Raw genomic sequence first — 26,781 nt, 5'->3', positions numbered from 1 at the left:
ATATATAGAAATTAACGTATATTATATGTTAGAGTGTGTATATTATGTGTGCGAAGTTAAGAAGCAAAACGTTTGTTATTTTACTTTGCACTTTTTTAATATGTGGAGGTAATGCTGATTTGGTTAATAATATAAATATAAGAACATTTCCAACGATAATAGAGTTATACATATGAATGAGGAGGAGTATTATGAGTAAAGAAAGTATTTTTGAATTTGTAGAAGGTTTAAACGTGAGTCCAACATATATCGCCAATAGAGATCAGGTTCTACAGTATACAAATGAAGATATGAATTTAAGACTTGATAATGATGAGCAAGTGTATATTGCAGTTTTTGACATTCCTATTGAAAGTGGTATTGTAGGATTTCAAACACAAAGTTTAGCCCTTGTTTTTGGACTGAATACACATTTATATCATGGTAGTGGTTCTGTTGTTGTGGGGTTAGAGGAAAGAAATCCTGTAATGCGCGCAATGCAATCAGTTTTGATTAGTAGTCATCAAGTTCTACCATATATGAAAAAAACAGACAAAACAGACTTTTACAATAGTGACAATGTTAGAGTTTATTTAAAAACTAAAAAGGGGATTTTCTTTAAAGAGTTATCAGATAAGGATAATAAGATTGACAAATTTCTCTTAGGTATGATGTATCATGTGCTCAACGCTATAACTGAAACGGGTGGCATTGAAGGAAGCATATCAAACTAATGGATTACTTTGACTTCGCACTTTTGTTTTCTGTAAGACTAAAAATGATTGGATTTATAGAGTAATCAAGATTGTTTAATGATTGGAGAAAGTTTATGGAAAAATGGATAAAATGGTCACCTGTGTCAATCGAAAAAGGTAGTTATGTAGTTGATGAATTGGTTCAAAATACGAAACATACAAAGATAGTTTTACGAAAAGAGGAAATGCTAGTAGAAATATTATTTAATGGAATTGTACTAGGACTTAGAAATGTAGATGAAGGACAACGTATTAATACAATTATGGCAAATCAAAAATTACAAAATGATCGATACTATTTTTCAAACTGGCCATTTTACAAAGTAGAAAATTCATCATTTGCATCTTGGTTAGAAAAAGAAAGTTGTGGAATATATACAGTCGATGAAATTATACATATAGTTATAGTTACTATTGATGATGTAATCGATATATTGACAACTTATGAACCAGATATAAAAGTCATTCATTCATAAGTGTATCTTGAAAAACGGTGAAACAAGATTTGCGTTCTAGAGATATCTTAATATAACATAAGTAAAAAGGAGCTTCTATCACGGCAGTTTTTTTGAAACCCTTTTCAAAAATGTGAAAAAATAGCATAAAGTTAGATGAATACTAACTTTGTGAAGGTTTTCGCAAATGGGTTCTACATTCAACAAAAACGTGGAAAGCCCTTTTTTTTTCGACTAATTAGTACTATAATGGTTTATGCTAAGACTGTTTAAAGGAGGACATAACAAAATGGCAAAAAATTTCGTGTCTATGGACGGAAATACAGCTGCTGCATATGGGTCATACGCTCTTACTGAAGTTGCTGGAATTTACCCAATTACGCCTTCTTCACCTATGGCTGAAGTGACTGACGCTTGGTCAACACAAGGTAAAGAAAACGTATTTGGACAAAAAGTGAAAGTAAGTGAGTTACAATCAGAAGCTGGTGCTGCTGGTGCAGTACACGGTGCGCTTCAGGGTGGAACGTTGTCAACTACATACACTGCTTCACAAGGTTTATTGTTAATGATCCCAAACATTTACAAAATGACTGGGGAATTATTACCAGGTGTAATCCACGTTGCTGCTCGTGCTTTAGCGAGTCGTGCACTTAATATTTTTGGAGATCACCAAGATGTTTACGCATGTCGTCAAATCGGATGTGCAATTCTTGCTTCACACTCTGTGCAAGAAGCAATGGACTTAAGTGGACTTGCACACTTGGCTGCAATTAAAGGATCAGTTCCATTTATCCACTTCTTTGATGGATTCAGAACATCTCATGAAATTCAAAAAATTGAAACAATGGACTATGATTTCTTAAAATCACAATTAGATACAGAAGCATTAGAACGCTTCCGTCAAAATGCATTAAACCCACACACTAACCCTGTGACTCGTGGTGGTGCAGAAAACGATGACATTTTCTTCCAAGGAAGAGAAGCACAAAACGAACACTACGCTGCAATCGCAGATATCGTAGCTGATTACATGAAAGCATTCAGTAAACAAACTGGACGTAACTACGCTCCATTTACTTACTATGGTGCTGAAGATGCAGAACGTATCATTATCGCAATGGGTTCAGTAACTGAAACAATTCAAGAAACAATTGATACAATGAACAAAAATGGAGAAAAAGTAGGACTTATGAAAGTTCACTTATACCGTCCATTCTCTGCAAAATATTTCTTAGATGCACTTCCAAGTTCAGTTAAGAGCATTGCAGTTCTTGACCGTACAAAAGAAATGGGTGCTAGAGAACCATTATACTTAGATGTATTATCTGTATTAAAAGACCGTAAAGACATCACAATTATTGGTGGACGTTACGGATTAGGTTCAAAAGACACAACTGCAGGTCAAATTAAAGCTGTATACGATGAACTAGCTAAAGATGCACCAAAAGAAGAATTTACAATTGGTATCGTTGATGATGTAACAAACTTATCATTAACTGAAGATGCAGACTTTAAAGTTGCTAGTGACTACACTTCATGTTTATTCTGGGGTCTAGGATCAGATGGAACTGTATCTGCAAACAAAAACTCAATTAAAATTATCGGTGATAACACAGACTTATATGCACAAGCTTACTTTGCATATGACTCTAAAAAAGCTGGTGGGGTTACACGTAGTCACTTACGTTTTGGATCAAGTCCAATCCGTTCAACTTACTACATTAACCAAGCTGACTTTATTTCTTGCTCACTTGATGCATACATGTTCAAGTATGACTTACTTCGTTCATTAAAAGATGGAGGAACATTCTTACTTAACACAACATTCAAGAAAGAAGATATTATTAACCAAATGCCAAACCGTATTAAAGTACAATTGGCGAAAAAACATGCGAAATTCTACATCATTGATGCTACTGAAATCGCTGCTAAGATTGGTATGGGACGTCGTACAAACACAATCTTACAATCTGCATTCTTCGCACTTAACGAAAACATTATGCCTTATGACAAAGCAATTGACTTAATGAAAGCAGCTGCTAAAAAATCATACGGTAAAAAAGGTGATGAAGTTGTAGAAATGAACTACAAAGCAATCGATGAAGGTAAAGCCGGTTTAGTTGAAGTTACTGTTGATCCAGCATGGGCAGATTTAAAATCAGATCCATTAACATCTACAACTGGAGATGAATACTTCGACAAACACGTTGCTCCAATTAACATGGCAATGGGATACGACTTACCAGTATCTGCATTTACTAAATACGATCTACTTGATGGATCAATGAGAAACAATGTTTCTTTCTGGGAAAAACGTACAATTGCAACGGAAGTACCAAAATGGCATTCTGAAAACTGTATCCAATGTGGATTCTGTTCATTCGTATGTCCACATGCTACAATCCGTCAATTCTTATTAACAGAAGAAGACATTAAAAATGCACCACAAGAATTCACAACAATTACGCCAATGGGTAAAGGTGTTGAAGAATTCCAATACCGCATTCAAGTTTCACCAGACAACTGTGTTGGTTGTGGACTTTGTGCTGTAGAATGTCCAGGTAAAGGTGGAAACAAAGCACTTGAAATGGTTGATATTCACGAAGTATTACCAGAAGCTCCTTTAGCTGACTACTTATACAAAGAAACTGAACCTAAATTAGGTTACTACGAAACAAACGCTGTAAAAGAAAGTCAATTCATGACTCCTTACTTCGAAGTAAGTGGATCATGTCCAGGTTGTGGGGAAACTCCTTACTACCGTTTGATTTCTCAACTTTACGGTAAAGACATGATGGTAGCTAACGCTACTGGATGTTCTTCAATCTACTGTGGATCTACTCCATCTACACCATTCATCGCTGACAAAAACGGTGAAGGGGTTGCATGGGCAAACTCACTATTTGAAGACAACGCTGAATACGGATATGGTATGGCGCTTGCACAAACATTCAAAGAAGGAACAATCCTTGATATCATGGAAAAAAACATCAACGATGTTGAACCTGAATTAAAAGAAGCATTCCAAGCATACATTGATGCTAACGATAACCGTGATGCACAACGTGCTTGTAAAGATGCAATCGTTGCTGGTGTAAAAGCAAGTAAAAACGATGCAGTTAAAGAATTATTAAACTACGAACGTGACCTAGTTGGCAAATCAATTTGGATCGTTGGTGGAGATGGATGGGCATATGACATCGGATACGGTGGACTTGACCACGTTATCGCTAACGCATTAAACGTTAACATCTTAGTTCTTGACACTGAGGTTTACTCAAACACTGGTGGACAATCAAGTAAAGCAAGTCAAGCTGCAAGTATTGCGAAATTCGCTGCTGGTGGTAAACAAACTGCTAAGAAAGATCTTGGACAAATCGCTATGGCATACGGACATGTATATGTTGCAAGTATCGCAATGGGAGCTAACAAGATCCAAACATTAAAAGCAATTAAAGAAGCTGAAGCTTACCAAGGACCTTCATTAATTATCGCTTACTCTCCATGTATTGAACACGGAATTAAAGGTGGATTAATGAATCACCAAAAAACACAAAAAGCTGCAGTTGAATGTGGTTACTGGCCATTATATCGTTTCGATCCACGCCTAGAAAAACCATTACAAATTGACTTCAAAAACCCAGACTTCGACAAGTTCCAAACATTTATTATGAATGAAACTCGTTACTCTGCATTATTAAAACTTACTGGTGAAGAACACGCAGAAGCTGCGTTTGCTAAAACTAGAAGTGATGCTGAAAAACGTTTCCGTCGTTTAACTGGATTAGCTGAATTTGAATAATATTCTATAACGCGTAAAGGGCTGATTACTTAGGTAGTCAGTCTTTTTTAATGAATATGATAAGGAAGTAAGAGTTCTTTTGTGTTTCATGCTATACTAGTGAAGATGATTATAGATGAGGTGTTTATGATAAAACTAGTTTTGAGCGACATGGATGGGACGCTCGTAAAATCAAATTTTGAGATTCCTAGTGAAGTAGATGGAATCTTCAAACAATTATTGGATAAGGGTGTATATTGTGGAATTGCGACAGGTAGGTCACTAGGCTCATTAAAACGAGATTTTAAAAAGATTTTTTCTGAGCTTACAATTATTGCAGAAAATGGAGCGGTTATTTGTCACAAAGGAAAAATCATTCATTTGGAAACAACAGATACATCAGTAATTCAAAGCATACGTGCATACATTGATGGACGATATTGTTTAGTTGCTTCGGGTTTAAAGATGGCATACATTGAAAAGGAATTTGCTTTTGCCTTGCCAATTTTAGAGCATCACTTTCCTGCTGTGGAAATGGTTGATGATTTATGCTTGGTTGATGATGAAATTCTTGAAATCTCTATTTATTTGCCCGATGGAAATGCAGAAAGTTTTGCAAAGGAACTTGCACCATATAAAGAAAACTATACAGTTGTTTATTCTGGATCTGACTTTATTGATGTGTTTGCTAAGGACTTAAATAAAGGAAAAGCCCTGCAAAAACTGCAAGAATTACTACATATTTCTAAAGAAGAGACAATGGCATTTGGTGATTATATGAATGATTATGAAATGCTTAAAAATGCAGGTGAAAGTTATGCAGTTGCAAATGCTGTAGAACCAGTAAAAAAAGTTGCAAAACATGTAATTGGTAGTAACGATGAACTAGCAGTTATCCAAACGATAAAAGAAGTATTTGAATTGAAGTAGGTGTCAAGAATGGTGAAGTTAATTTTAAGTGATATGGATGGAACGTTAGCACGTTCTGATAAAAGTCTGCCTGAAAAAGCAAATGAAGTATTTGAACAGTTGTTGGATCGTGGTTACTACGTTGGAATTGCGACGGGTCGATCTCTAGCAAGTGTACAACGGGATTTTCCAAAATTTAAAGATCGGTTTACTGTCATTGCGGAAAATGGAAGTGTATTGTTCCATCAAGGCAAGATGTTATATACAAGTAATATGGATAAAACGATCTTAAAAGATATCGTTGCACAAATTTTACAGTTAGAAGGAGTTGTACCACTATTTGCATGTGGTATGGTTACTTACGGATTGAATCAATTTAAGCACCTTGGACATATCTTTGATGTGTATTACCCAAACATGTTATGGGTAGATGCATTTGAAGATATCCAGGATGATATCGTAAAGATGGCAACGTACTTTGAAAACTACAATGCTAAGGATTTTACAGAAACCTTTGAACCATTTCGAAAGTACTGTGATATTACAATATCAGCGGTAGAGTGGACAGATTTTAGTAATCATGGCATCAATAAAGGTTTTGGTGTAAAAAAACTTACGGAACTTTTACATCTAGATACATCAGAAGTTATGGCATTTGGTGACTATTTAAATGATTATGAAATGTTGAAAGTAGCAAAAGAAAGCTATGCGATGGAAAATGCACATCCCGAAGTGAAAAAAGTCGCAAAATATGTTATTGGCACAAATGATGAAGAAGCAGTGATTCAAACACTTGAAACACTACTTAATACACATAAAAAAGACAGTTTGACTCAAAAATAATTGAGTAAACTGTCTTTTATGCTTCATGAGGCACCTCAATTTCCACTTCTTCATTTTTAATATGTTGAAGTAAGAACTTTCCACTGCTTAGTTCTTGGATATCTTTAGAAATATCGTGTGTACTACGTAAGGTGTATGTTACATGTTCTTCGTATTGTTTGTCTAAGACGATGATTTGGTTGGTGCTTAAATAATGATCAAGAATTCCAATGAAACTATAATCAAAGGTGATCATAGAAACAATAGTATCCATTTTCTTTGTGCGAGTTGCATGTTTAATTGCTTCACTTGTACTTTTTGAGTATGCACGAATCAAACCACCAGCACCTAATTTAATCCCACCAAAATAGCGAACTACAATAGCAAGTGTATCATTCATCTCATTTTTCGTTAGACTATCTAATATTGGTGCACCTGCAGTTCCGCTAGGTTCTCCATTATCGTTGCTACGTTGGATTTCATTATGCGCTCCAATCATAAAGCCATAACAGTGGTGTGTTGCATTTGGATGTAATTTCTTGATTTCTAGTATTCTATCTTTTGCTTCTTGTTCGCTAAATACGCGAAATAAGTAACAAATGAATCGACTTTTATCAATCACAATCTCGTGATTTGTTGCTTCTTTTATTCTATACATACACGTATCATATCATTATTTAACTATCCACAGCAACCAAGTGGGTTTTTTCTATCAAGCGGTGTATAATGTGGTAAAATAAACGTAGACGAGGTAGAAACATGAAAAACTATTTAATTGTATGTGATACGACAAGTGCAATGGATTTTGAAATGGCAGATGCACTTGGTGTAGAATTGCTGCCGCTTTCCGTCATTATAAATGAACGTGAATTTAAAGATCTTATAGATATAGATAAAGAAACGCTTTATCGTGAATTAGAAAATGGTGTTGTACCAACAACATCACAACCAAGTATTGGGTATGTTACGCAACGTATGGAAGAGTGGAAACAAAAAGATTATGAAGCAATTCTAATCTTTACATGTTCATCTTCTTTAAGTGGGGCAAACCACACATACCACATGGTAAAAGAAGATTTAGGTATGAGTAATGTATACATTATTGATACGCGTAGTGTTGCTGCACCGATTCTTGATTGTGTACGCACTGCGAAACAAATGGCAAGTGAAGATAAAAGCGTAGATGAGATTTTACAAGTAATTGATTTAAAATGTAAAAACAGTTTCTCGTATTTATATCCAGAAAGTTTAACGCAACTAAAACGCGGTGGACGTATTTCGCCAATTGCGGCAAATGTCGCATCTTTGTTGCGAATTAAAATCTTATTATATTTAAAAGAAGATGGAAGTGTTGTTGATAAGTTTGCAGTAGCACGTACGGAAACAAAGTTGGTTTCTGAAGCAGTGGATAAACTGCGTTCACTAAATGTAACAGCACTAACGCATAAAGCCTATATCTTGCATGCGAATAATTTAAAAGGAGCGCAAAAGGTTGAAAAAATTGCCAAAGCGTACTTTGACGATATTGAGTGTGAAATCATTGAACTACCAACAGTCCTAACTTGTCACGGGGGACTTGGCTGTGTGGCAGTACAAACAACTTTGAAAACAAATTAGAGGAGAAAAGAAAACATGAAAATTGCAGTATTAACCGATAGTGGGTGCGGTTTAACCAAAGAGCAGGTAGAAGCCAAAGGGTTATACTTTTTGCCATTACAAATTATTGATGGTGATAACGTATATTTAGATGGAGTCGATACAACAACTGAACAAATCTTTCAAATGTTAGAAGATGGAAAGATGTTGAAAACAAGTTTACCACCAATTGGATTGGTTGAAGAAATGCTTGAGAAAATGAAAGAAGATGGATATGAACATTTAATCTTTGTACCATTGAGTGCAGGTATTTCAGGAACGATGCAAGCAGTAAAATTAGCAGCAGATAATGTTGGATTACCAATTACTTGCTTCGAAATTTATACAACCGCTTTTATTCAAATGTATATTGCTGAAAGTGCAAAACGTTTGGTCGATGAAGGATTGGATATCGAAGAAATCAAAACACGTATACAAGCATCTATTGATGATAGTAATACATTTTTAATTGTAGAAAATCTTGATCATTTAGCAGCTGGAGGAAGACTAACACCTATGGCGGCGAAATTAGGAGGAATGCTAAAAATTAAGCCAATCCTAAAACTAAATGAATCAAGTGGTGGAAAAGTGGATCAACATGCAAAAGTTCGTACGATGTCAAAAGCGATTAAGCAAGCAGTTGATACATTTTTAGAACGAGGAATTGATGATTCATATGTGATTGCAATTTTACATGTAAATGCAGATGAAGCAGGTGTACTGATGAAAGAATTATACTTTGATACAGTACAAACAGATATGAAAGTATTTGGATTGCTTGCACCAGTTATTGCGGCGCATACCGGAACTGGAGCGATTGGATTGCAATATATTAAGAAAGTTTAGGTGATATTCATATGAAAATAGCATTTGTTACTGACAGTGGAACTGGATGGAGTGTAAAAGAAGCAGCTGCACATGGCGTGTACAGTGTGCCTTTGCAAATCTCTGAAGGAAATCACGCATATTTAGAAAATGAAGACATTAACGTTGACCAAGTTAACGAATTGATGGAACAAAAGAAAGTGATCAAAACATCACTAGCACCACTTGGTAGAATTGAAGAATTATTCACTAAGTTAAAAGATGATGGATATGAAGCCGTTTTCTGTGTTCCGATTTGTAAAGGACTTAGTGGAACGATGGATGCCATGGAAATGGTCGCAAAACAAGTAGGGCTTATATTCTATGGATTTGATAACCATGTAACTGCAGTTGTTGAAGGATATATGGTTGTTCGTGCAAAAGAACTATACGAACAAGGCAAAACAATTGATGAAATTATGGATATCTTAAATGAGATTTGTGATACGACAAATACATTAATTATCCCTGATGATTTACAACATATGCGTCGTGGTGGACGTTTAACACCACTAGCTGCAACACTTGGTGGGTTTCTAAAGATTAAACCAATCTTACAAATCAACAAGAGTACTAAAGGAAAAGTAGATGTAAAAGATAAAGTGCGTACAATGAGTAAAGCACTTGATGAAACACTAGAAATTATGAAAAAGGAAATTCCAGCTTTAGGTGAACAGTATAGTATTACAGTAACGCATGTAAAAGCTGAAGAATTAGGAAGAAAGTTTTTGGAACAGTGTAAAGAGTATTTTCCAAATGCACATTACAATTTCATTAAACTTGTAAGTGTTGTTGGAGTACACACGGGAATTGGTTCATTAGCCATTCAATATTTTAAAGAATTATAGAATGATTTGTGTGAGAGTAAAGGAGGTACATCATGAAACAAGATCGTATTGATAATTTAGTAACGATGATTGATGGATACGCCGAAAGCGGAGGGCACCATTTAAATGTAAACGTGTTTACACGCGAGACATTACTTGATGCACAAAAACATCCGGAGCGTTATCCACAACTTACGATTCGCGTATCTGGTTATGCGGTTAACTTTAATAAGTTAACGAAAGAACAACAAGATGACGTTATCAATCGTACAATGCACGAAGGAATGTAAGACAAAGAGTTGATTACTTGTGATATGGGTAATCAGCTTTTTTTATTGCTTCAACTACATATACGAAGTTACAAGAAAACTGAGTGTACCATTTGATAACTAAAAGTAGAATATGTATGATTCTAATAGATATATAGTATATACCTTTGCATAATTTAAGAATTATTTTAAGAATTATTCTTAAAGTTATTCACAAATCGAAAAATAGGTGATATAATACATTCATATTCAGGAAGGAGGAGCTTTATGTCATATAAGCACTCAAAACAAAGGGATATGATCTTAGATTATATGCAAGGTATGATTGGTCATGCCAGTGCGGAACAAATTTATGAAGGAATGAATCAAAAAGGCTTGAAGATTTCACTAGCAACGATTTATCGTAACCTAGGTATTCTTAGTGAAATGCATCAAGTAAAGAAAATTCCAATTGATGGAGACCGCTTTGTTTACGATAAAACAAGTGATCCACATTATCATTTCTTTTGTGAGAAGTGTCATAAATTATACGACTTAGAAGCACCGTTCGACCCGGAATATCATAGCAAATTTACAAACGACGATGTGGTTGGTCAAATCGACTCACATGAAGTCGTTGTTAAAGGAGTCTGTAAGGATTGTTTAGAAAAATAGGAGGTTAGACAGACATGGAATTAAGAGGTTCAAAAACTGAGAAAAATTTATTAGATGCATTCGCTGGGGAATCAATGGCAAGAAACAAGTATACATACTTTGCACAAAAAGCTAGTGAAGAAGGTATGGAACAAATTGCTGAAATTTTCTTAGAAACAGCACGTAACGAACAAGAACACGCAAAATTATGGTTCAAAGCACTTCAAGGTGGAGAAATTCACACAACTGCTGACAACTTAAAAGCTGCTGCAGAAGGTGAAAACTACGAGTGGACAGATATGTATGACCGTATGGCAAAAGAAGCTCACGAAGAAGGATTTACAAAAATTGCATTCCAAATGGAACAAGTTGCGAAAATCGAAAAAGGTCACGAAGAACGTTACTTAGATCTTCTTAAAAATGTAGAAGAAGGTAAAGTATTCAAAAAAGATGAAGCAACTACTTGGGTATGTGGAATCTGTGGATATCATGCAGAAGGTGTAGAAGCACCAAAAATTTGTCCAGTATGTGGATTTGGTCAAGCTGAATTCGCAGTGGAAGAAAAGAAATTCACAAATACAAGATTTTCAAACCACAAATAAATCGTGTAAATAACAGAGTTAGCAGAAATGTTAATTCTGTTTTTTTTGTGCAAACTCAGTTTTATAAAATTACCCATCTTTATGTATAATATAAGCTAGTGATTTCAAATAAAAAAGAGGCAATCTTTGCGGATTTACCTCTTATTTTGCGATTCGGTCTAATACTTTTGAAAGTTCAGCCATTTTTTCGGCTTGATATTCTTTATCATCGGATTCAAAGCTTTCAACGATACAGCCTTGGATATGTCCAAGTAATATTTGTTTAGCTGCTTTTGATAATAATGCTTCACTAGCCAATACTTGATTGACGATGTCGATACAGTACTTGTCTTCCTCAATCATTTTTAAAATGCCATCAATTTGGCCACGAGCAGTTTTCAAATAGCGCTCTATTTTTTTATGATCTGCTTGCATGACTAACCTTCAATGGAAGTAACTTCATATCCTGCATCAGTAACAGCTTTGGTAAGTGTTGCATCATCAACATCTTTTGAAAGTGTAACATTTGCTAGATTATTTGCTAGATCCACTTTTGCTTCAACTCCATCTAGTGCATTTAATGCGTTATTTACGTGACGTTCACAGTTGGCACACATCATGCCATTAATATGGATTACTTTGTTCATAGGTAATCCTCCTTTCTTTTTGTCTATTTCGATTGTTTCTGTATGTACTTCATGTTGTTGTGAGCTTGTGCTAGTATACGTTGGTTTAAAGAAACGTAAGCGCAATGCATTACTTACAACAAATAAACTGGATAAACTCATTGCTGCTGAACCAAACATTGGGTTTAGTTTCAATTGGAAAGTTGGATAGAACAGTCCTGCAGCTAATGGAATTCCGATGGCATTATAGAAGAATGCCCAAAATAAGTTTTGTTTGATATTGCGAATGGTTGCTTTACTTAATTGAATACTTGTTGCTACATCCATTAAGTCGCTGTGCATTAAAACAACATCAGCACTTTCCATGGCAATCTCGGTTCCTGCACCAATTGCAATTCCAACATCTGCTCTGGCAAGTGCAGGTGCATCATTGATTCCATCACCAACCATGGCAACTTGTTTTCCTTGCGCTTGTAATTTACGAACATATTCTTCTTTATCTTGTGGTAATACTTCAGCAATGACGGTATCGATATTTGCTTTTTTCGATATTGCGGCTGCAGTTTGCTTGTTATCACCAGTTAATAACACGACTTCTTTACCAAGTTGCTTAATTGCTGCAATAGCTTCGACACTGCTATCTTTTAATACATCTGCAAGTGCAATCAGTCCGATGACTTGATTGTTTTCAGCAAAGTACAAGACAGTTTTTCCTTCATTTGCAAACTGCGAGGCAACTTGTTGATAAGCATCGATTTGTATTTGGTTTACTTCCATCATTTTTGCATTTCCAGCAAAATAGGTGTTTGTCTCACTACTTGCTTTGATTCCTTGTCCAGCGATTTGTTCGAATTGTTCAATAGGAATCGCTTCGATATCTTTATCTTTAGTATAATTGATTATTGCTTTTGCTAGAGGATGTTCACTTCTATGTTCAAGTGCATAAGCAACAGCATATAAGTGCATCTCATTTTCACTTACTACATCAGTAACTTCCGGTTTTCCTTTTGTTAAGGTACCAGTTTTATCTAAAACGATAGTATCCATTTTACCAACTTGTTCTAAGCTTTCGGCATTCTTGAATAGAATTCCTAATTGCGCACCTTTTCCAGTTGCAACCATAATTGCTGTTGGGGTTGCTAAACCAAGTGCACAAGGACAACTAATAATAAGAACTGCAATACCAATGGATAATGAGAAACTAAGATCGTAACCTAGAGCTAACCATGTGATGGTCGCAATAGTTGCAATGACAATAACGATTGGTACGAATACAGCACTTACTTTATCCGCAAGTTTTGCAATTGGAGCCTTTGAGGCATTTGCATCTTCAACAAGTTGAATGATCTTAGCAATGGTTGTATCTTCACCAACACTAAGTGCTTGCATTTTTATATAACCAGAAACAAGGATGGTTCCACCAATTACTTTATCTGCTTCGTGTTTTTCAACAGGAATACTTTCTCCAGTAATTAAAGCTTCATCAAGTGTTCCACTTCCCTCGATAATTTTTCCATCCACAGGAATGCTTGCACCAGTCTTAACAATTAAGATGTCATCTTTTTGCACATCTTCAATGGAAACTTCAATTACTTGATCACCTTTTTGAACGAATGCGGTTTTTGGTGTAAGATCCATTAATTTCTGAATGGCATCATTGGTTCTACCTTTCGAACGGGTTTCTAAGTATTTACCTACCGAAATTAAAGTCACAATCATTGCTGCACTTTCAAAGTATAAGTCCATGTGATATGTGTGAACCATATGCATATCTTGATTTGCTAGACCTTGTCCCATCATGATAATTGCATAAATACCATAAAGTAAAGCAGCACTACTTCCTAAGGCAATTAAGGAATCCATTGTAGGTGCACGATGAATCAGTGCCTTAAAGCCATTTTTAAAATAATGGAAATGCATACTCAAGATAACTAGTGTTAAAAGAGATTGAACCATCGCAAAGGTGATCGCATTATGTAATCCATCTAAAAAGGATGGTAAAGGTAAGCCAACCATACTTCCCATAGAAATATACATAAGTACGATCAATAAGATTACAGAAATCCAAAGTTTTCGCTTTTCCTGTTTTGCTTGTTTAGCAAATTGATTTTCTGTATCGGCTGTTTGCACCTCTTTTTTTACGCCATATCCTGCAGCTTCAATAGCACTGCTGATATCTTGCTCACTAGTTACTTTAGGATCGTAATCAATGAGTAATTTGTTTTGCATTAAATTGACATTAGCCTCTTTTGTGCCTGGTAATTTCTTTACTGCTTTTTCTACATGTGCAGCACAAGCACTACATGTCATTCCGGTTACATCGATTTTTTGTTTCATTGTAACACCTCATTTCTAATACCCCCTAGGGGTGTGTATTCATAATAAAACGGTTTCGATATTTTGTCAACGATTATCCTTTGGGAAAAAATTAGAATAGTGTATAATACCTGTAGGAGATTTTGTGTATGTTGAAAGTTGCAATAGTTGAACAAGAAAAAATTGCTAAAGATGTTATCTTCTTATTACCGAAGATTCTAAGTGATGAATTTACGTTTAACTACTATGAGAAGATTGTGGATTTAGTCAAAGAAGATACAGGGCAATTTGATGTTGTCATTTTAAATGAGGCATACAATAATGTGCGTATTACATCTGCATTGAATTTTGATAAAAGCAATAGTGTGTATATTTACTTATGCCAAGATGGATATGAAAGTCAAAATGTTAACTATGGACGAATCTTTCGCATCAAGCGTTCGGATTTTGCCAATGAGTTTGTTCGCATCAAAGATATGATCAATATTCGTTTACGTAAACATAGTGAGTATTTATTCTCATATAATGGAGTCACATTGAAATTGAAATACCATGACATTTATTACGTGATAAAAGAAGAAAAGAACTTGGTATACTATACAAAGCGTGGTGAATTTTACGAACGTGGAAGTATGAACAAGAAAAGTGAAGAGTTTGAACCATACGATTTCGTTCGGGTAAACAGCGGAATTCTTGTCAATTATGAATATATTTTCAGAATTGAAGGTGATGAAGTAGAACTACATAACCATGTGCGTCTACCTATATCGCGCTCACGTAAACCTAAATTACTGCGTTACATACGCGCGAAAACTTTATAATATAATACAAAAAGCAGCGGTTGCTGCTTTTCTGTTGTATAAAGAGTACTCTGCATAATTTAGTAGTCTTAATAATTTTTAGTGGAGGAAAATGAAAAAAACCTCCTGTATGATGATTGAAGTGCGGCATAGCAACTGCATTCAACAATAAATACAAGGAGGAAATGTCAATGAATAACAATGACGTACTTAGTTTAGCACGTTGTGAATAGTGATGCAAATATCATCGTATAGGTTTAAAAGTACTAGAGGTAGGTGAAAAAAGAAATCTCTATGTATGAGAAATATGAATACAGTAGAAACAGAGGTATGTGTAAATCGCAAATATATAATGGATGATTTTTTCCAAAATATACTATTGCATATGTGAAGTATGGTTTTTATCGTTTTATTTTATCTCAGTAAATAAATAGGGAGGTTAATATGTACAAATTATTGAATATTAAGGAATCTGCAATGACTAGAGTATTAAATCTTCAAAATCAGGATACCTTAACTATAGATGAGTGTTTTGATGATTCAGCTTTATATAGTTTAGAAAATTTCGATTTCATGAAATTGAATGAACTATATGATTGTAAAATACTTTTATTTGGGAAAATTTTAGATTCTCCCGAAAATAATAGTGTGGTGTGCCAAATAGAAGATACGGTAACCATTGGAAAGCGTGAATTATTTAAAGTTACTGTCAATGGACTTATTTATTACACAACAAAGTTTGATTCAATAACTACAAAGAATTTCTATTTTAAATTTATAGGAAAAGATGTAATTCAAGTGAATGATGTGATTCATTCAAGTTTTCTCTAGATTAAAAACTTTCAACACTGTTGAGAGTTTTTTAATAATTACTCTTATGTCTTCGGTAAAGTGAGTCGTAAATCATTTTCTGCTTGATGAATTGCAGCTTTGATTAGAACACTCTGTTGTTTTGAAATAATGATTTTTCCATGAACACGAGAAATCATTCCCATGTCTTCAAGTTTTGATAGTGTTCGATTGAGTGTACGAATACTACTTGCGATACGTGAAGCGATTTGTTCACGACTTGCTTCAACTTTGTACGGAAAGTGTTTTGCTTTCTTTTCTACTTGTTCGAGTAAGAATAATAATAATCGAGTTTCATTGTCTAAAAATAAGAATTGACGATGGAACTGGGTCTCTTGTCCAAGTACAAGCATTAACATTCCCATACGCATAAATAACGCGTTGATATCGGTTTTCATCCAGCTTAAATAATCTTGGGCATTGATTCTTAAGCATGTTGTTTCAGTTGTTGTTCGTAAAGATACATACCGTGTGGCTACATTACTAAATAATTCATAGTCACCTAATATATCAATTGGACGTAAATCACTGAATGTATATGGAATGGTTGGTACTGACTCATCGACCCCTTCAATTCCACCTTTGACAAGAATGTAGACATCTTTGTTGGGATCTCCCGTATGCATAATAATATGATTCTTGGGAAAATGCATGATATCCATACGCATTAGTATATCTTTTGGACATTGCTTAAAAAGCGTTGCTAGAAATGCATATGTATCGGGTTGTAATAGGTGCTCAATCTGATCTAATAAAAATTTCATATTTTTTCTCCAAAAAGGGACACATGGCCTTTTTTAATATTATACACCAAGTTATGATGTGCATGTAAAGACATGCGCAGAAAAATTTAAAAAGCATGTCATAGGAGGAGAAATTTATGGCAACACCACACATTCAAGCAGAAAAGGGACAAATTGCTAAAGTTGTTCTGATGCCGGGTGATCCTTTACGTGCTAAGTTTATCGCTGATACATACTTAGAGGATGTAAAACAATTTAATAGTGTAAGAAATATGTTTGGATTTACCGGAACATATAAAGGAAAGGAAATCAGTGTTATGGGTTCAGGAATGGGAATGCCTAGCATTGGTATCTACTCATATGAATTATTTAAATTCTTTGATGTAGAAGTAATTATTCGTATTGGTAGTGCAGGAGCATATACAGATAATTTAAACCTATTTGATCTTGTGCTTGCAAAAGATGCATGGAGTGAATCAAGTTTTGCACTTGCACAATCTGGTTATGATAAAGATGTAATCGAACCAAACCGTGAATTAAATGCATTGATTGCTGACACAGCAACAAAGATTGGAAAAACCGTTCACGAGAATACAATTCACTCAAGTGATGTGTTCTATCATGAAGATAATGTAGATGGACACGTTGAGTTCTATGAAAAACATGGTTGTGTATGTGTCGAAATGGAAAGTTTTGCATTATTCCATAACGCACAAATCTTAGGTAAGAAAGCTGCATGTTTACTAACAATCTCTGATTCATTAGTAACACACGAAGTAACAACAGCTGAACAAAGACAAAATTCATTCAATGAAATGATGGAAGTTGCCTTAGAAAGTGCAATTAAACTATAAGGAGAGTTCTAATGAAAAACTATAAAAGAATCTTTACCATCGTCGTTGATTCACTTGGCGTTGGTGCAGATGATTTACCAGGTTATGATACTGGTGCAAATACATTAGCACACATTGCAGATCATATGCCTAACTTCAAAATTCCAACATTACAAAAACTTGGAATGGCAAATATTACACCACTTGCAAGTGTAGAAGCAAATGCTTCACCTAAAGCAGTTTACACAAAAATGAAAGAAGCAAGTGTTGGAAAAGATACGATGACTGGACACTGGGAAATGATGGGTCTTGAAATTAAAACACCATTTAAAACATTTACAGAAACTGGATTTCCAAAAGAATTAATTGATGAATTGGAAAAACGTACAGGTCGTAAAATTGTTGGAAATAAAAGTGCATCAGGTACTGAAATTCTTGATGAATTTGGTGAAGATGAAATCAACAATGGTGTCTTAATTGTGTATACATCTGCGGATTCCGTTCTGCAAATTTGTGGGAATGAAGAAACGATGGGTGTAGAAACTTTATATAAATACTGTGAAATTGCACGTGAATTAACGATGCGTCCAGAATGGATGGTTGGTCGTGTTATTGCACGTCCATACACAGGAAGTAAAAAAGGTGAATTTGTCCGTACGGCAAATCGTCATGATTATGCATTAAAACCATACGGTCCAACTGCACTAGATGCTTTAAAAGATGGTGGCTATGATGTCATCAGTGTTGGAAAGATTAAAGATATCTTCGATGGTGAAGGCATTAGTGAAGCATATAAAAGTAAAAGTTCAGTTCACGGGATGGAACAAACCATTGATCTACTACAAAAAGATTTTACCGGGTTATGTTTTACCAACCTAGTTGACTTCGATGCTTTATGGGGACACAGAAGAAACCCTGTAGGATATGGAGAAGAACTGGAACGATTTGATGAAAAATTAAATGTGTTTATAGAACAAATGCAAGATGATGATTTGGTAATTATTACTGCAGACCATGGAAATGATCCAACATATGAAGGTAGTGATCATACCAAAGAAACAGTACCATTCATCGCCTACAGCAAGAAGATGGTAGCGGGAAAACATATTACAGAATTTGATACATTTGCCAATATTGGTGCTACGATTTGCGATAACTTTGAAGTTGCAATGCCAGAAGGTACCATTGGTGAAAGTGTTTTAGATACGCTAGTTGAACAACTAGAAAAATAAAGGAGAACAGGATGAGCAAAGTACACGATATTATTAGCGATCCAACCTTAACGTATGAACAACAAGTTTTATCACTTGCTCGCTTAGCGGAAAACATGGATGATTCATTAGCTCGTGATCCAGAATGGATTGAAGCATTAAATGAAGAAATTTTATGTGACTTAGGTGAAGGTCTTGCACCATACCGACCACGGTATATAGTGCCTGATTACAAAGTATTAATGGAAAAAGGGTGTAAGTTTTTAAACATAGAAGCACCAACAGATATTTGGGAAGCAACTAATGCCTTATTGATTTTCTATAAGCATGTACCTAGTATTACTTCATTTCCAGTATATTTAGGAAACTTCTCAAAATTATTCGCTCCATTTGATACAGATGAAAAGCAAACAAAGAAAGCATTACGCTTATTCTTACAACATATCGATAGCACATTAACAGATAGTTTCGTGCATGCAAATATCGGTCCAGAAGATAATCGCGTAAGTCGAATTATTTTAGAACTAACAGAGGAAATGCAACTTGCGATTCCTAACATTACACTTTTATATAACCCAGAGAAAACAAGTGATGACTTTGGTGTTGCCAGTGTAAAATGTATGTTAGCAACAAGTAAACCAAGTTTTGCCAATGATGTGATGTACCAACAAGATGCAGGTTCAAAAGAATATGCAATTGTTAGTTGCTACAATTCACTACGTGTTGGTGGAGGTGGGTATACATTACCAAGAATTCGTTTGTATAATGCGTCATTGAAGGCAAAAGATGCAAATGATTTCATTACGCATGTATTACCAAATTATGTACAAATCATGCTAAAAAACATGGACCAAAGAATTCGTTACATTGTTGAAGAATCAAGTTTCTTCAAAAGTAACTTCTTAGTCAAAGAAGGGTTTGTAAAACAAGAAAACTTCACAGGTATGTTTGGAGTTGTTGGTTTAGCCGAATGTGTAAACCATCTTCTTGATAGTAAGGATCAAAATGCAGGATATGGACATAACGAAGAAGCAACCAATCTTGGTTTGCAAATATTAGATACGATTCACGACCTTGTTGTTGGACATAAGGGATTGTACTGTGAAGGGTGCAATGATACCTATGTCATGCATGCACAGGTTGGAATCGATAGTGATGGTACGGAAAACTCACCAGGTGTGAGAATTCCGATTGGTAGTGAACCAGAATTACGGGATCATATTTTATTGGAAGCAAAAATGCATAAACATTTTGTTTCTGGAGTTGGAGATATCTTCAAGTTTGATGAAACATGGACGAAAACACCAGAAGCAGTCTTACAAATTATTAAAGGTGCTCTAACTAGTGGAATGCGTTATTTCTCAGGATATAATGCAGATAACGATGTAGTCCGAGTAACTGGATATTTAGTAAAACGAAGTGAAATTGAAAAATTAAGAAATAATGAAGCAAGTCTAAACCAAGTAACGATGTTTGGAAAAGGTGCAGAAGAAAAAGGAAAAGCGTTAAGTCGCAAAATTTACAGTGAGTAAAACTGCAATTGTAAATAAGATTATTCCCTTTTCAAATGTAGATGGACCAGGAAATCGAACGGCTATCTTTTTCCAAAGTTGCCCATTTCGTTGCTTGTATTGTCACAATCCAGAAACGATTAATCTTTGTGTGGATTGTGGAGAATGTATACCAACATGCCCAACCCATGCACTTAGCAAAGTGAATGGAAAAGTTGTCTGGGATTCTAGTAAATGTGTAGACTGTGATACGTGCATAAAAGTATGTAAACACCATTCATCCCCGAAAGTGAAAACATACGATGTACAAACACTAGTCGCATATATTAAAGAACATGCATTATTCATTAGCGGAATTACGGTTAGTGGTGGTGAATGTATGAATTATGCAGACTTCATTTATGATTTATTTGTTGAAGTGAAAAAGTTGGGATTAACCTGTCTGATTGATAGTAATGGTGCATATGATTTTAAACAGTATAAACCACTACTTGAGATTAGTGATGGAGTGATGTTAGATGTAAAAGCTGTAGATGAAGCATTTCATCAAAAGCTTTGCAGATACAGCAATAAAGTTGTTCTTGAAAATCTTGAATACTTACAATCGATAGGAAAACTGGTCGAAGTGCGAACCGTATTGTTGCCTGAAGAAGATGAGCAAAATACGAAGACCGTTGACTATGTAAGTAAACATCTTGAGGCGAGCATTCCTTATAAGTTACTACGCTACCGCCCTTATGGAGTACGTCCAGAGGGGGTATCCGTGTTCGGAATGAAGACGGTAAGTGAAGCGGAAGCGAATGCTTATAAGAAAATCGCTTTAATGAATAGACAAGGACAAGTTTACGTTGTATAAATAGATTGACTAAATGTTTTTTAGGGAGTTTCCCGCGGAGGTAAAGATGAAAAAATTTAGTATTATCGCACTATGTGCAATGTTAGTATTCACACTAACAGCTTGTGGTGGGTCAGATGACAAAGACAAAGGATCAGATGACAAATCATGTAAAGTAAAAATTGGTTTCGTAACTGACATGGGTGGTATTGATGACCGTTCATTCAACCAAGGATCTTGGGAAGGAATCAAAAAATTTGCTGAAGACGAAGGTTTAGGAGATGACTGTATTACATACCTTGAATCAAAAGCTGAAGCTGACTACGTAAGTAACCTTACACAATTATCTGAAGATGGATTTGATCTAGTAGTTGCTGCTGGATACTTATTCGAAGATGCAATGAAAGATGTTTCTGCACAATTCCCAGAAACAAACTTCTTAATTATTGATTCTGTAGTAGAAGCTGACAATGTACAATCTGCAGTATTTGCTGCTCACGAAGGTTCATACTTAGCTGGTGTTGCTGCTGCATTAGAAGCAAAAGCATTAGGATCTGACAGTGTTGGATTTATCGGTGGTATGGAAGGACCAGTTATTGGAGCATTCCAAGCTGGATTCGAACAAGGAGCATTAGCTGCTAACCCTAAAGCAAAAATTTATGTAGACTACGCTGGATCATTTGATGATGCAGGTAAAGCAAAAACATTAGCTGCAAAACAATATGACGCTGGAGTAAAAGTTATTTACGCTGCTGCTGGTAACGCAGGAAACGGTGTAATCCAAGAAGCTCAAGAACGTACGGAAAAAGGTGAAGAACTATACACAGTAGGTGTTGACCGTGACCAATATGAAGATGGTAAAATGGCAAGTGGAGATTCAGTAATCTTAACATCTGCTTTAAAACGTGTTGACGTTGCAACTTACGACGCATGTAAACAAATCTTAGATGGAAACTTCAAAGCTGAAACAATTACATACAACTTTGACCTTGATGGTGTAGGATTCCCAGAAGAAAATCCAAACTTATCAGAAGATATTACGAAAGCATTAAACGATGCAATCGCTGGTATTAAAGATGGATCAATCAAAGTTTCTGAAGAAGCTAAAATCACTAATGGTGGTACGAACTAATCGTTCTTAAACAATAGAAGAATAAGGGGGATGTCCATCCCCTTTTTCTTATGATAAAATTAATATAGAACATATATAATAGGAGGAAGATATGGCATACGCTGTTGAAATGCTAAATATCACCAAGGAATTCCCGGGAATTAAGGCAAATGATAATATTACATTACGTTTGAAAGAAGGCTCAATCCATGCTTTACTTGGTGAAAACGGAGCAGGAAAATCTACATTAATGTCCATTCTTTTCGGTCTTTACCAGCCAACCTCAGGTGTAATAAAGGTTCATGGTGAAACGATTAAGGAAATGGATCCAAACTTGGCTACAGAGTTAAAAATAGGGATGGTGCATCAACACTTTAAACTTATTGAATCATTTACAGTAGCAGAAAATATCATTTTAGGTGATGAACCAGTCAAAAACAAAATGAATGTTATTGACATTAAAACGGCAAATCGCAAAATCAAAGAGTTGTCAGAACAATATGGATTCAACGTGGATCCAAATGCAAAGATTTCTGATATTTCCGTTGGGATGCAACAAAAAGTTGAAATTCTTAAGATGTTGTATCGTGATGCAAATATTCTTATTTTTGATGAACCAACAGCGGTATTAACACCGCAAGAAATTGATGATTTAATTGAGATTATGAAACGTTTGGTAAAAGAAGGAAAAAGTATTCTTCTTATTACCCACAAACTGATTGAAATTAAATCAGTAGCAGATGAGTGTACGATTTTACGTCGTGGAAAATACATCGATACAGTTGATGTAAAAACAACAAGTATTCCAGAAATGGCAGAAATGATGGTTGGTCGTAACGTAAACTTTACGATTGATAAAAAACCAGCAAATCCAAAAGAAGTAATTCTTGATGTAAAAAACTTATGTGTGGAAAATGAAAGTAAGAAACAAATCGTTAAAGATTTCTCATTTGATGTACGTGCAGGTGAAATTGTTGGACTTGCTGGAGTTGATGGGAATGGACAAAGTGAATTGATTTATGCACTTGCTGGATTGATGAAAGCAAGCAAAGGTGAAATTTTACTTTGTGGGGAAGATATCCGCAACTGCTCAGTCAAAGAACGTTTTGATAAAGGGATGGGACACATTCCTGAAGACCGCCATAAATATGGATTGGTACTTGATTTCTTATTAAAAGAAAACTTAATCTTACAATCTTATGCAGATGCACCATATGCAAAACATGGAATTCTGCAAATGGATATTATTGATGAACATGCAAATAAACTAATTGATGAATTTGATGTACGTAGTGGGGAAGGAAAAGAATCCTTAACTCGTAGTATGTCAGGGGGAAACCAACAAAAAGCCATTATTGCTAGAGAACTTGATCGCTCACCAAAATTACTACTTGTTGTACAACCAACTCGTGGACTTGACGTTGGTGCGATTGAATACATCCATGGAAGAATCGTGGAAGAGCGTGATAATGGAAAAGCAGTCTTGTTAATGTCATTAGATTTAGATGAAATTCTAGATTTATCAGATCGTATCGTAGTTATCCATGATGGAGAACGTACGGCATTTATCGATCGTGATAAAACAGACTTCAAAGACATTGGATTGTATATGGCAGGAGAAAAACACAAGGAGGATACAACTCATGAATAACAAAACCTCAGCATTAAAAGTTTCGTTAGTTTCGGTTGGACTTGGGTTACTTCTTGGTCTAATTATCTTAGTTGTTTCTGGATATAGTCCAATGGTATTATTCAATGCGATTTTACGTGGACTGACTGGTATGACAACACAACGCCCAGTTTTTAACTTACGTAATACTGGAGAATTTATCGTATTCTCTTTACCGCTAATTTTAACGGGATTGTCTGTAGCCTTTGCTTATAAAACAGGAATGTTTAACATTGGGGCTGAAGGACAATTCATGGTAGGAGCATGTGCGAGTGTTGTAGTTGCTATTTTAGTACCACTACCAGGAATCTTACATGTAATTGCATCAGTACTTGCAGGAGCCCTTGCAGGAGCCTTATGGGGTTTTATACCTGGTCTACTGAAAAGTAATTTTAAGATAAATGAAGTTGTAGTTTGTATTATGTTGAACTACTTTGGTATGTATTTAAGTAACTTTATTTTGAAATCATTACCAGGATCAAGTATTTCTAAAACGGTAGTGATTCCTTCATCTGCATCATTAAGTTCAGAGTTCTTAAGTGGACTTACTAATCACTCACGTTTGCACTGGGGAATTCTAATTGTTGCATTCTGTGTATTTGCTTACTGGTTTATTTTAAACAAAACATCATTTGGATTTAGTTTACGAGCAACTGGACACAATGAATACGCTGCAGATTATGCAGGTATGAAAACAAAACGTAACGTTGTACTATCGATGATGATCGCTGGAGCATTAGCTGGTCTAGCTGGAGCAATTATGTCACTTGGTGTATTCAACATGGGACGTGTTCTTAGTGGATTTGAAAACTACGGATTTGATGGAATTGCGGTTGCCTTTGTAGGTGCATTTAACGCCATTGGTATTGTCTTAGCTGGATTGCTATTTGGTTTGTTAAAAGTTATGGCACCATTAATGCAAGCAACTGGAGTACCAAAAGAAATCAATGAAATTATTTCAGCATTTATCGTATTATTTGTGGCAATGCAATATGGTATTCGCTTATTACTTACAAAACTTGAAGCGCGTAAGCATAAAAAAGCTAAGCCAAAAACCTTAGAAACTAGTAAGGAGGGAAAATAAAATGGAATTATTCTTACAAATGTTCCCAGCTGCACTAGTTATGGCAACGCCAATTATCATTGCAGCGCTTGGTGGATTATTCTCAGAAAGAAGTGGAGTTATCAACATCGCTTTGGAAGGGATTATGTTAGTAGGAGCATTCGCAACTGCAGTTACAGTTATTTTCCTAGGTGAAAGTATGGGACGTGCTGCAATCTGGGTTGGATTACTTGTAGGAGCCCTTGTTGGTTGTGCCTACTCAGCAATTCATGCTTTTGTTTCGATTCGATTACGTGCAGATCAAACCATTTCTGGTACTGCGCTTAACATGTTATCAACAGGAATTACCGTATTCTTATGTCAATTAATTTTCCAAGGACAAAGATCACCTAACATTCCTGTAAGTATGCCAAAGATTTCAATTCCTATTTTAAAGGATATTCCAATTCTTGGCCGTATGTTCTTTAATGAAGCATATCCAACATTCTTCATTGCTGTATTACTTGTTGTTGGTGCATACTTCTTGTTATATAAAACAAGATTTGGATTACGTTTACGTAGTTGTGGAGAATTCCCACAAGCCAGTGCATCAATGGGAATCAATGTTGCAAAAATGCGTTACATTGGAGTTCTAACTTCAGGAGCTCTAGGAGGGCTTGCTGGAGGAATCATGCTTTTAACAACAAACATTCAATTCTCTGTATCAGTTATTCACGGAGTTGGGTTTATCGCTCTTGGATGTTTGGTATTTGGAAAGTGGAATCCATGGGGATGTCTACTTACTGGAGTATTCTTTGGATTCTCAGAAATCATTTCATCATACTCAGGAAACATTCCTGGATTAAGTGGAATGCCTACAGAATTCTTCTACTCAATTCCTTATGTATTAACCATTGTTGCATTGGTATTATTTGCCAAACGTTCAATTGGTCCAAAAGCTGCAGGTCAAATTTACGACGCTGGAGAAAGATAAGCAAAAAGCAAAAGGTCAATCTCACTTACATGAGACAGACCTTTTTTTAATGGAATGTGGCTTTTGTTCCTATCGGATTACGATCTTGATCGTAAAGGATTTCACAGTGTCCACTATATCCACTTGTATGCACACTAAGTAGGTATTGTTGGCAAGCATGATCCGCAGGTTTTAAACCTGTAGAAGTAGTATAACCTTCTGTAAACAGAAAACTTCGTTCTTCAGGTTTTGTTTGTGATACGACAGTTTCTACCGCTATGGAATTCCCATTCTCTGTAGGAGTATTTATGATAGGAGTTACACCATTTGGTTGTAAATTTGTATTTGGTAAAGGTGTAGTATCACTTTCTTTGTTTGGAGGTATCGCCTTGGATGGCTCTTTTTTTGAAGACGTATCGCGTACAAGTATTTCAAGTGCTTTACGTGCTTCATTTCCTGCATGATCTTTTGCCACAATTTCTACTTGGTAGTGACCAGGTTTGTATTTATCAAAATCACCTTCGATTTGATAACGAATATTCTTTGTCTTGTTATCGACAACTTCTATATGCTCTTTTAAATCAAAGTTTGCACCTAATTCAATTTCATAGGAATCACTATCGCAAATGATGATTGGTGGAGTTAGATCTTTTTCTTCTTCTATAAGAGAAAAATCTTTTAAGTTTCCTTGTTCACTTGCACTTTGTCTGCATCCGCTACAAAAGAGAAGAAAGATGCAAATCATGATTTGT

26 protein-coding genes are annotated in these 26,781 nt (G+C 35.4%); 21 read left to right on the top strand and 5 right to left on the bottom strand.

Going from position 1 to position 26,781, the window contains the following annotated elements:
• The first annotated feature begins 191 nt into the window (after window positions 1–191).
• The 5 genes from EDD63_RS01805 (at window position 192) to EDD63_RS01785 (ending at window position 6,722) form a co-directional block, all read left to right on the top strand.
• Complete coding sequence (locus EDD63_RS01805; RefSeq protein WP_208318284.1) at window positions 192–713, top strand: hypothetical protein; 522 nt, start codon at window positions 192–194, stop codon at window positions 711–713.
• A 95-nt stretch (window positions 714–808) separates the two neighbouring features.
• The gene (locus EDD63_RS01800) at window positions 809–1,210 is read left to right on the top strand and encodes a hypothetical protein (protein WP_134167877.1); all 402 of its coding nucleotides are present in this window, start codon (window positions 809–811) and stop codon (window positions 1,208–1,210) included.
• A 268-nt stretch (window positions 1,211–1,478) separates the two neighbouring features.
• Window positions 1,479–4,991, top strand: a complete 3,513-nt coding sequence (gene nifJ / locus EDD63_RS01795) for a pyruvate:ferredoxin (flavodoxin) oxidoreductase (protein ID WP_134167875.1) — start codon at window positions 1,479–1,481, stop codon at window positions 4,989–4,991.
• Window positions 4,992–5,117: 126 nt separating this feature from the next.
• The gene (locus EDD63_RS01790; RefSeq protein WP_166667507.1) at window positions 5,118–5,900 is read left to right on the top strand and encodes an HAD family hydrolase; all 783 of its coding nucleotides are present in this window, start codon (window positions 5,118–5,120) and stop codon (window positions 5,898–5,900) included.
• A 9-nt stretch (window positions 5,901–5,909) separates the two neighbouring features.
• On the top strand, window positions 5,910–6,722 hold the full coding sequence (locus EDD63_RS01785; RefSeq protein ID WP_134167871.1) for an HAD family hydrolase: 813 nt from the start codon (window positions 5,910–5,912) through the stop codon (window positions 6,720–6,722).
• Between the two features lie 16 nt (window positions 6,723–6,738).
• Here EDD63_RS01785 and EDD63_RS01780 read toward each other — a convergent pair whose 3' ends face one another.
• Complete coding sequence (locus tag EDD63_RS01780) at window positions 6,739–7,359, bottom strand: YigZ family protein (protein ID WP_134167869.1); 621 nt, start codon at window positions 7,357–7,359, stop codon at window positions 6,739–6,741.
• A 101-nt stretch (window positions 7,360–7,460) separates the two neighbouring features.
• Here EDD63_RS01780 and EDD63_RS01775 point away from each other — a divergent pair, with 101 nt between their 5' ends.
• The 6 genes from EDD63_RS01775 to rbr all read left to right on the top strand — a co-directional run bounded on the left by EDD63_RS01775 (window position 7,461) and on the right by rbr (window position 11,531).
• Window positions 7,461–8,318 carry a DegV family protein gene (locus EDD63_RS01775; RefSeq protein WP_134167867.1) on the top strand — a complete coding sequence of 286 codons (858 nt, stop codon included), beginning with the start codon at window positions 7,461–7,463 and terminating at the stop codon, window positions 8,316–8,318.
• A gap of 15 nt (window positions 8,319–8,333) precedes the next feature.
• Window positions 8,334–9,182: a DegV family protein gene (locus tag EDD63_RS01770; protein ID WP_134167865.1), complete on the top strand. Its 849-nt coding sequence runs from the start codon at window positions 8,334–8,336 to the stop codon at window positions 9,180–9,182.
• Between the two features lie 11 nt (window positions 9,183–9,193).
• Window positions 9,194–10,048 carry a DegV family protein gene (locus tag EDD63_RS01765; protein WP_134167863.1) on the top strand — a complete coding sequence of 285 codons (855 nt, stop codon included), beginning with the start codon at window positions 9,194–9,196 and terminating at the stop codon, window positions 10,046–10,048.
• 32 nt (window positions 10,049–10,080) lie between these two features.
• Window positions 10,081–10,317, top strand: coding sequence for an autonomous glycyl radical cofactor GrcA3 (grcA3, locus tag EDD63_RS01760; RefSeq protein WP_134167861.1), 237 nt, complete (start codon window positions 10,081–10,083; stop codon window positions 10,315–10,317).
• A gap of 246 nt (window positions 10,318–10,563) precedes the next feature.
• Window positions 10,564–10,950 (top strand): Fur family transcriptional regulator, encoded by a 387-nt coding sequence (locus EDD63_RS01755; RefSeq protein ID WP_134167859.1) that lies wholly within the window; start codon window positions 10,564–10,566, stop codon window positions 10,948–10,950.
• 14 nt (window positions 10,951–10,964) lie between these two features.
• Window positions 10,965–11,531: a rubrerythrin gene (gene rbr, locus EDD63_RS01750; RefSeq protein ID WP_134167857.1), complete on the top strand. Its 567-nt coding sequence runs from the start codon at window positions 10,965–10,967 to the stop codon at window positions 11,529–11,531.
• Window positions 11,532–11,672: 141 nt separating this feature from the next.
• Here the strand turns inward: rbr and EDD63_RS01745 are convergent, their stop codons facing one another.
• Both EDD63_RS01745 and EDD63_RS01740 read right to left on the bottom strand, forming a co-directional pair.
• The gene (locus EDD63_RS01745; RefSeq protein ID WP_134167854.1) at window positions 11,673–11,945 is read right to left on the bottom strand and encodes a metal-sensing transcriptional repressor; all 273 of its coding nucleotides are present in this window, start codon (window positions 11,943–11,945) and stop codon (window positions 11,673–11,675) included.
• A gap of 2 nt (window positions 11,946–11,947) precedes the next feature.
• Window positions 11,948–14,473 (bottom strand): heavy metal translocating P-type ATPase, encoded by a 2,526-nt coding sequence (locus tag EDD63_RS01740; RefSeq protein WP_134167852.1) that lies wholly within the window; start codon window positions 14,471–14,473, stop codon window positions 11,948–11,950.
• A 128-nt stretch (window positions 14,474–14,601) separates the two neighbouring features.
• On the opposite strand from EDD63_RS01740, the gene EDD63_RS01735 reads away from it, so the two are divergent.
• The gene (locus EDD63_RS01735; protein ID WP_134167850.1) at window positions 14,602–15,273 is read left to right on the top strand and encodes a LytTR family DNA-binding domain-containing protein; all 672 of its coding nucleotides are present in this window, start codon (window positions 14,602–14,604) and stop codon (window positions 15,271–15,273) included.
• 423 nt (window positions 15,274–15,696) lie between these two features.
• Entirely contained in the window at window positions 15,697–16,083 is a 387-nt protein-coding gene (locus EDD63_RS01730) for a hypothetical protein (RefSeq protein ID WP_134167849.1), read from the top strand.
• Between the two features lie 44 nt (window positions 16,084–16,127).
• Here EDD63_RS01730 and EDD63_RS01725 read toward each other — a convergent pair whose 3' ends face one another.
• Window positions 16,128–16,865: a Crp/Fnr family transcriptional regulator gene (locus EDD63_RS01725; protein WP_134167847.1), complete on the bottom strand. Its 738-nt coding sequence runs from the start codon at window positions 16,863–16,865 to the stop codon at window positions 16,128–16,130.
• Window positions 16,866–16,981: 116 nt separating this feature from the next.
• On the opposite strand from EDD63_RS01725, the gene deoD reads away from it, so the two are divergent.
• The 8 genes from deoD (at window position 16,982) to EDD63_RS01685 (ending at window position 26,050) form a co-directional block, all read left to right on the top strand.
• On the top strand, window positions 16,982–17,698 hold the full coding sequence (gene deoD, locus EDD63_RS01720; protein ID WP_134167845.1) for a purine-nucleoside phosphorylase: 717 nt from the start codon (window positions 16,982–16,984) through the stop codon (window positions 17,696–17,698).
• Window positions 17,699–17,709: 11 nt separating this feature from the next.
• Entirely contained in the window at window positions 17,710–18,909 is a 1,200-nt protein-coding gene (locus EDD63_RS01715) for a phosphopentomutase (protein WP_134167843.1), read from the top strand.
• Between the two features lie 11 nt (window positions 18,910–18,920).
• Window positions 18,921–20,420 carry a YjjI family glycine radical enzyme gene (locus EDD63_RS01710; protein ID WP_134167841.1) on the top strand — a complete coding sequence of 500 codons (1,500 nt, stop codon included), beginning with the start codon at window positions 18,921–18,923 and terminating at the stop codon, window positions 20,418–20,420.
• Window positions 20,413–21,255 (top strand): YjjW family glycine radical enzyme activase, encoded by an 843-nt coding sequence (locus EDD63_RS01705; RefSeq protein ID WP_208318283.1) that lies wholly within the window; start codon window positions 20,413–20,415, stop codon window positions 21,253–21,255. Before EDD63_RS01710 ends, EDD63_RS01705 begins: the two co-directional genes overlap by 8 nt.
• A 46-nt stretch (window positions 21,256–21,301) precedes the next feature.
• On the top strand, window positions 21,302–22,366 hold the full coding sequence (locus tag EDD63_RS01700; protein ID WP_134167839.1) for a BMP family lipoprotein: 1,065 nt from the start codon (window positions 21,302–21,304) through the stop codon (window positions 22,364–22,366).
• 91 nt (window positions 22,367–22,457) lie between these two features.
• Window positions 22,458–23,996, top strand: coding sequence for an ABC transporter ATP-binding protein (locus EDD63_RS01695; RefSeq protein ID WP_134167836.1), 1,539 nt, complete (start codon window positions 22,458–22,460; stop codon window positions 23,994–23,996).
• Window positions 23,989–25,098, top strand: coding sequence for an ABC transporter permease (locus tag EDD63_RS01690; protein WP_134167834.1), 1,110 nt, complete (start codon window positions 23,989–23,991; stop codon window positions 25,096–25,098). Before EDD63_RS01695 ends, EDD63_RS01690 begins: the two co-directional genes overlap by 8 nt.
• 1 nt (window position 25,099) lies before the next feature.
• Window positions 25,100–26,050, top strand: coding sequence for an ABC transporter permease (locus EDD63_RS01685; protein WP_134167832.1), 951 nt, complete (start codon window positions 25,100–25,102; stop codon window positions 26,048–26,050).
• 46 nt (window positions 26,051–26,096) lie between these two features.
• Here EDD63_RS01685 and EDD63_RS01680 read toward each other — a convergent pair whose 3' ends face one another.
• On the bottom strand, window positions 26,097–26,774 hold the full coding sequence (locus EDD63_RS01680; RefSeq protein ID WP_134167830.1) for an SRPBCC family protein: 678 nt from the start codon (window positions 26,772–26,774) through the stop codon (window positions 26,097–26,099).
• Window positions 26,775–26,781: the final 7 nt, after the last annotated feature.

The sequence above is a fragment of the Breznakia blatticola genome (genome assembly GCF_004365815.1).
Lineage (GTDB): Bacteria > Bacillota_I > Bacilli_A > Erysipelotrichales > Erysipelotrichaceae > Breznakia > Breznakia blatticola.
This window is presented reverse-complemented; position numbering and strand designations above follow the sequence as displayed.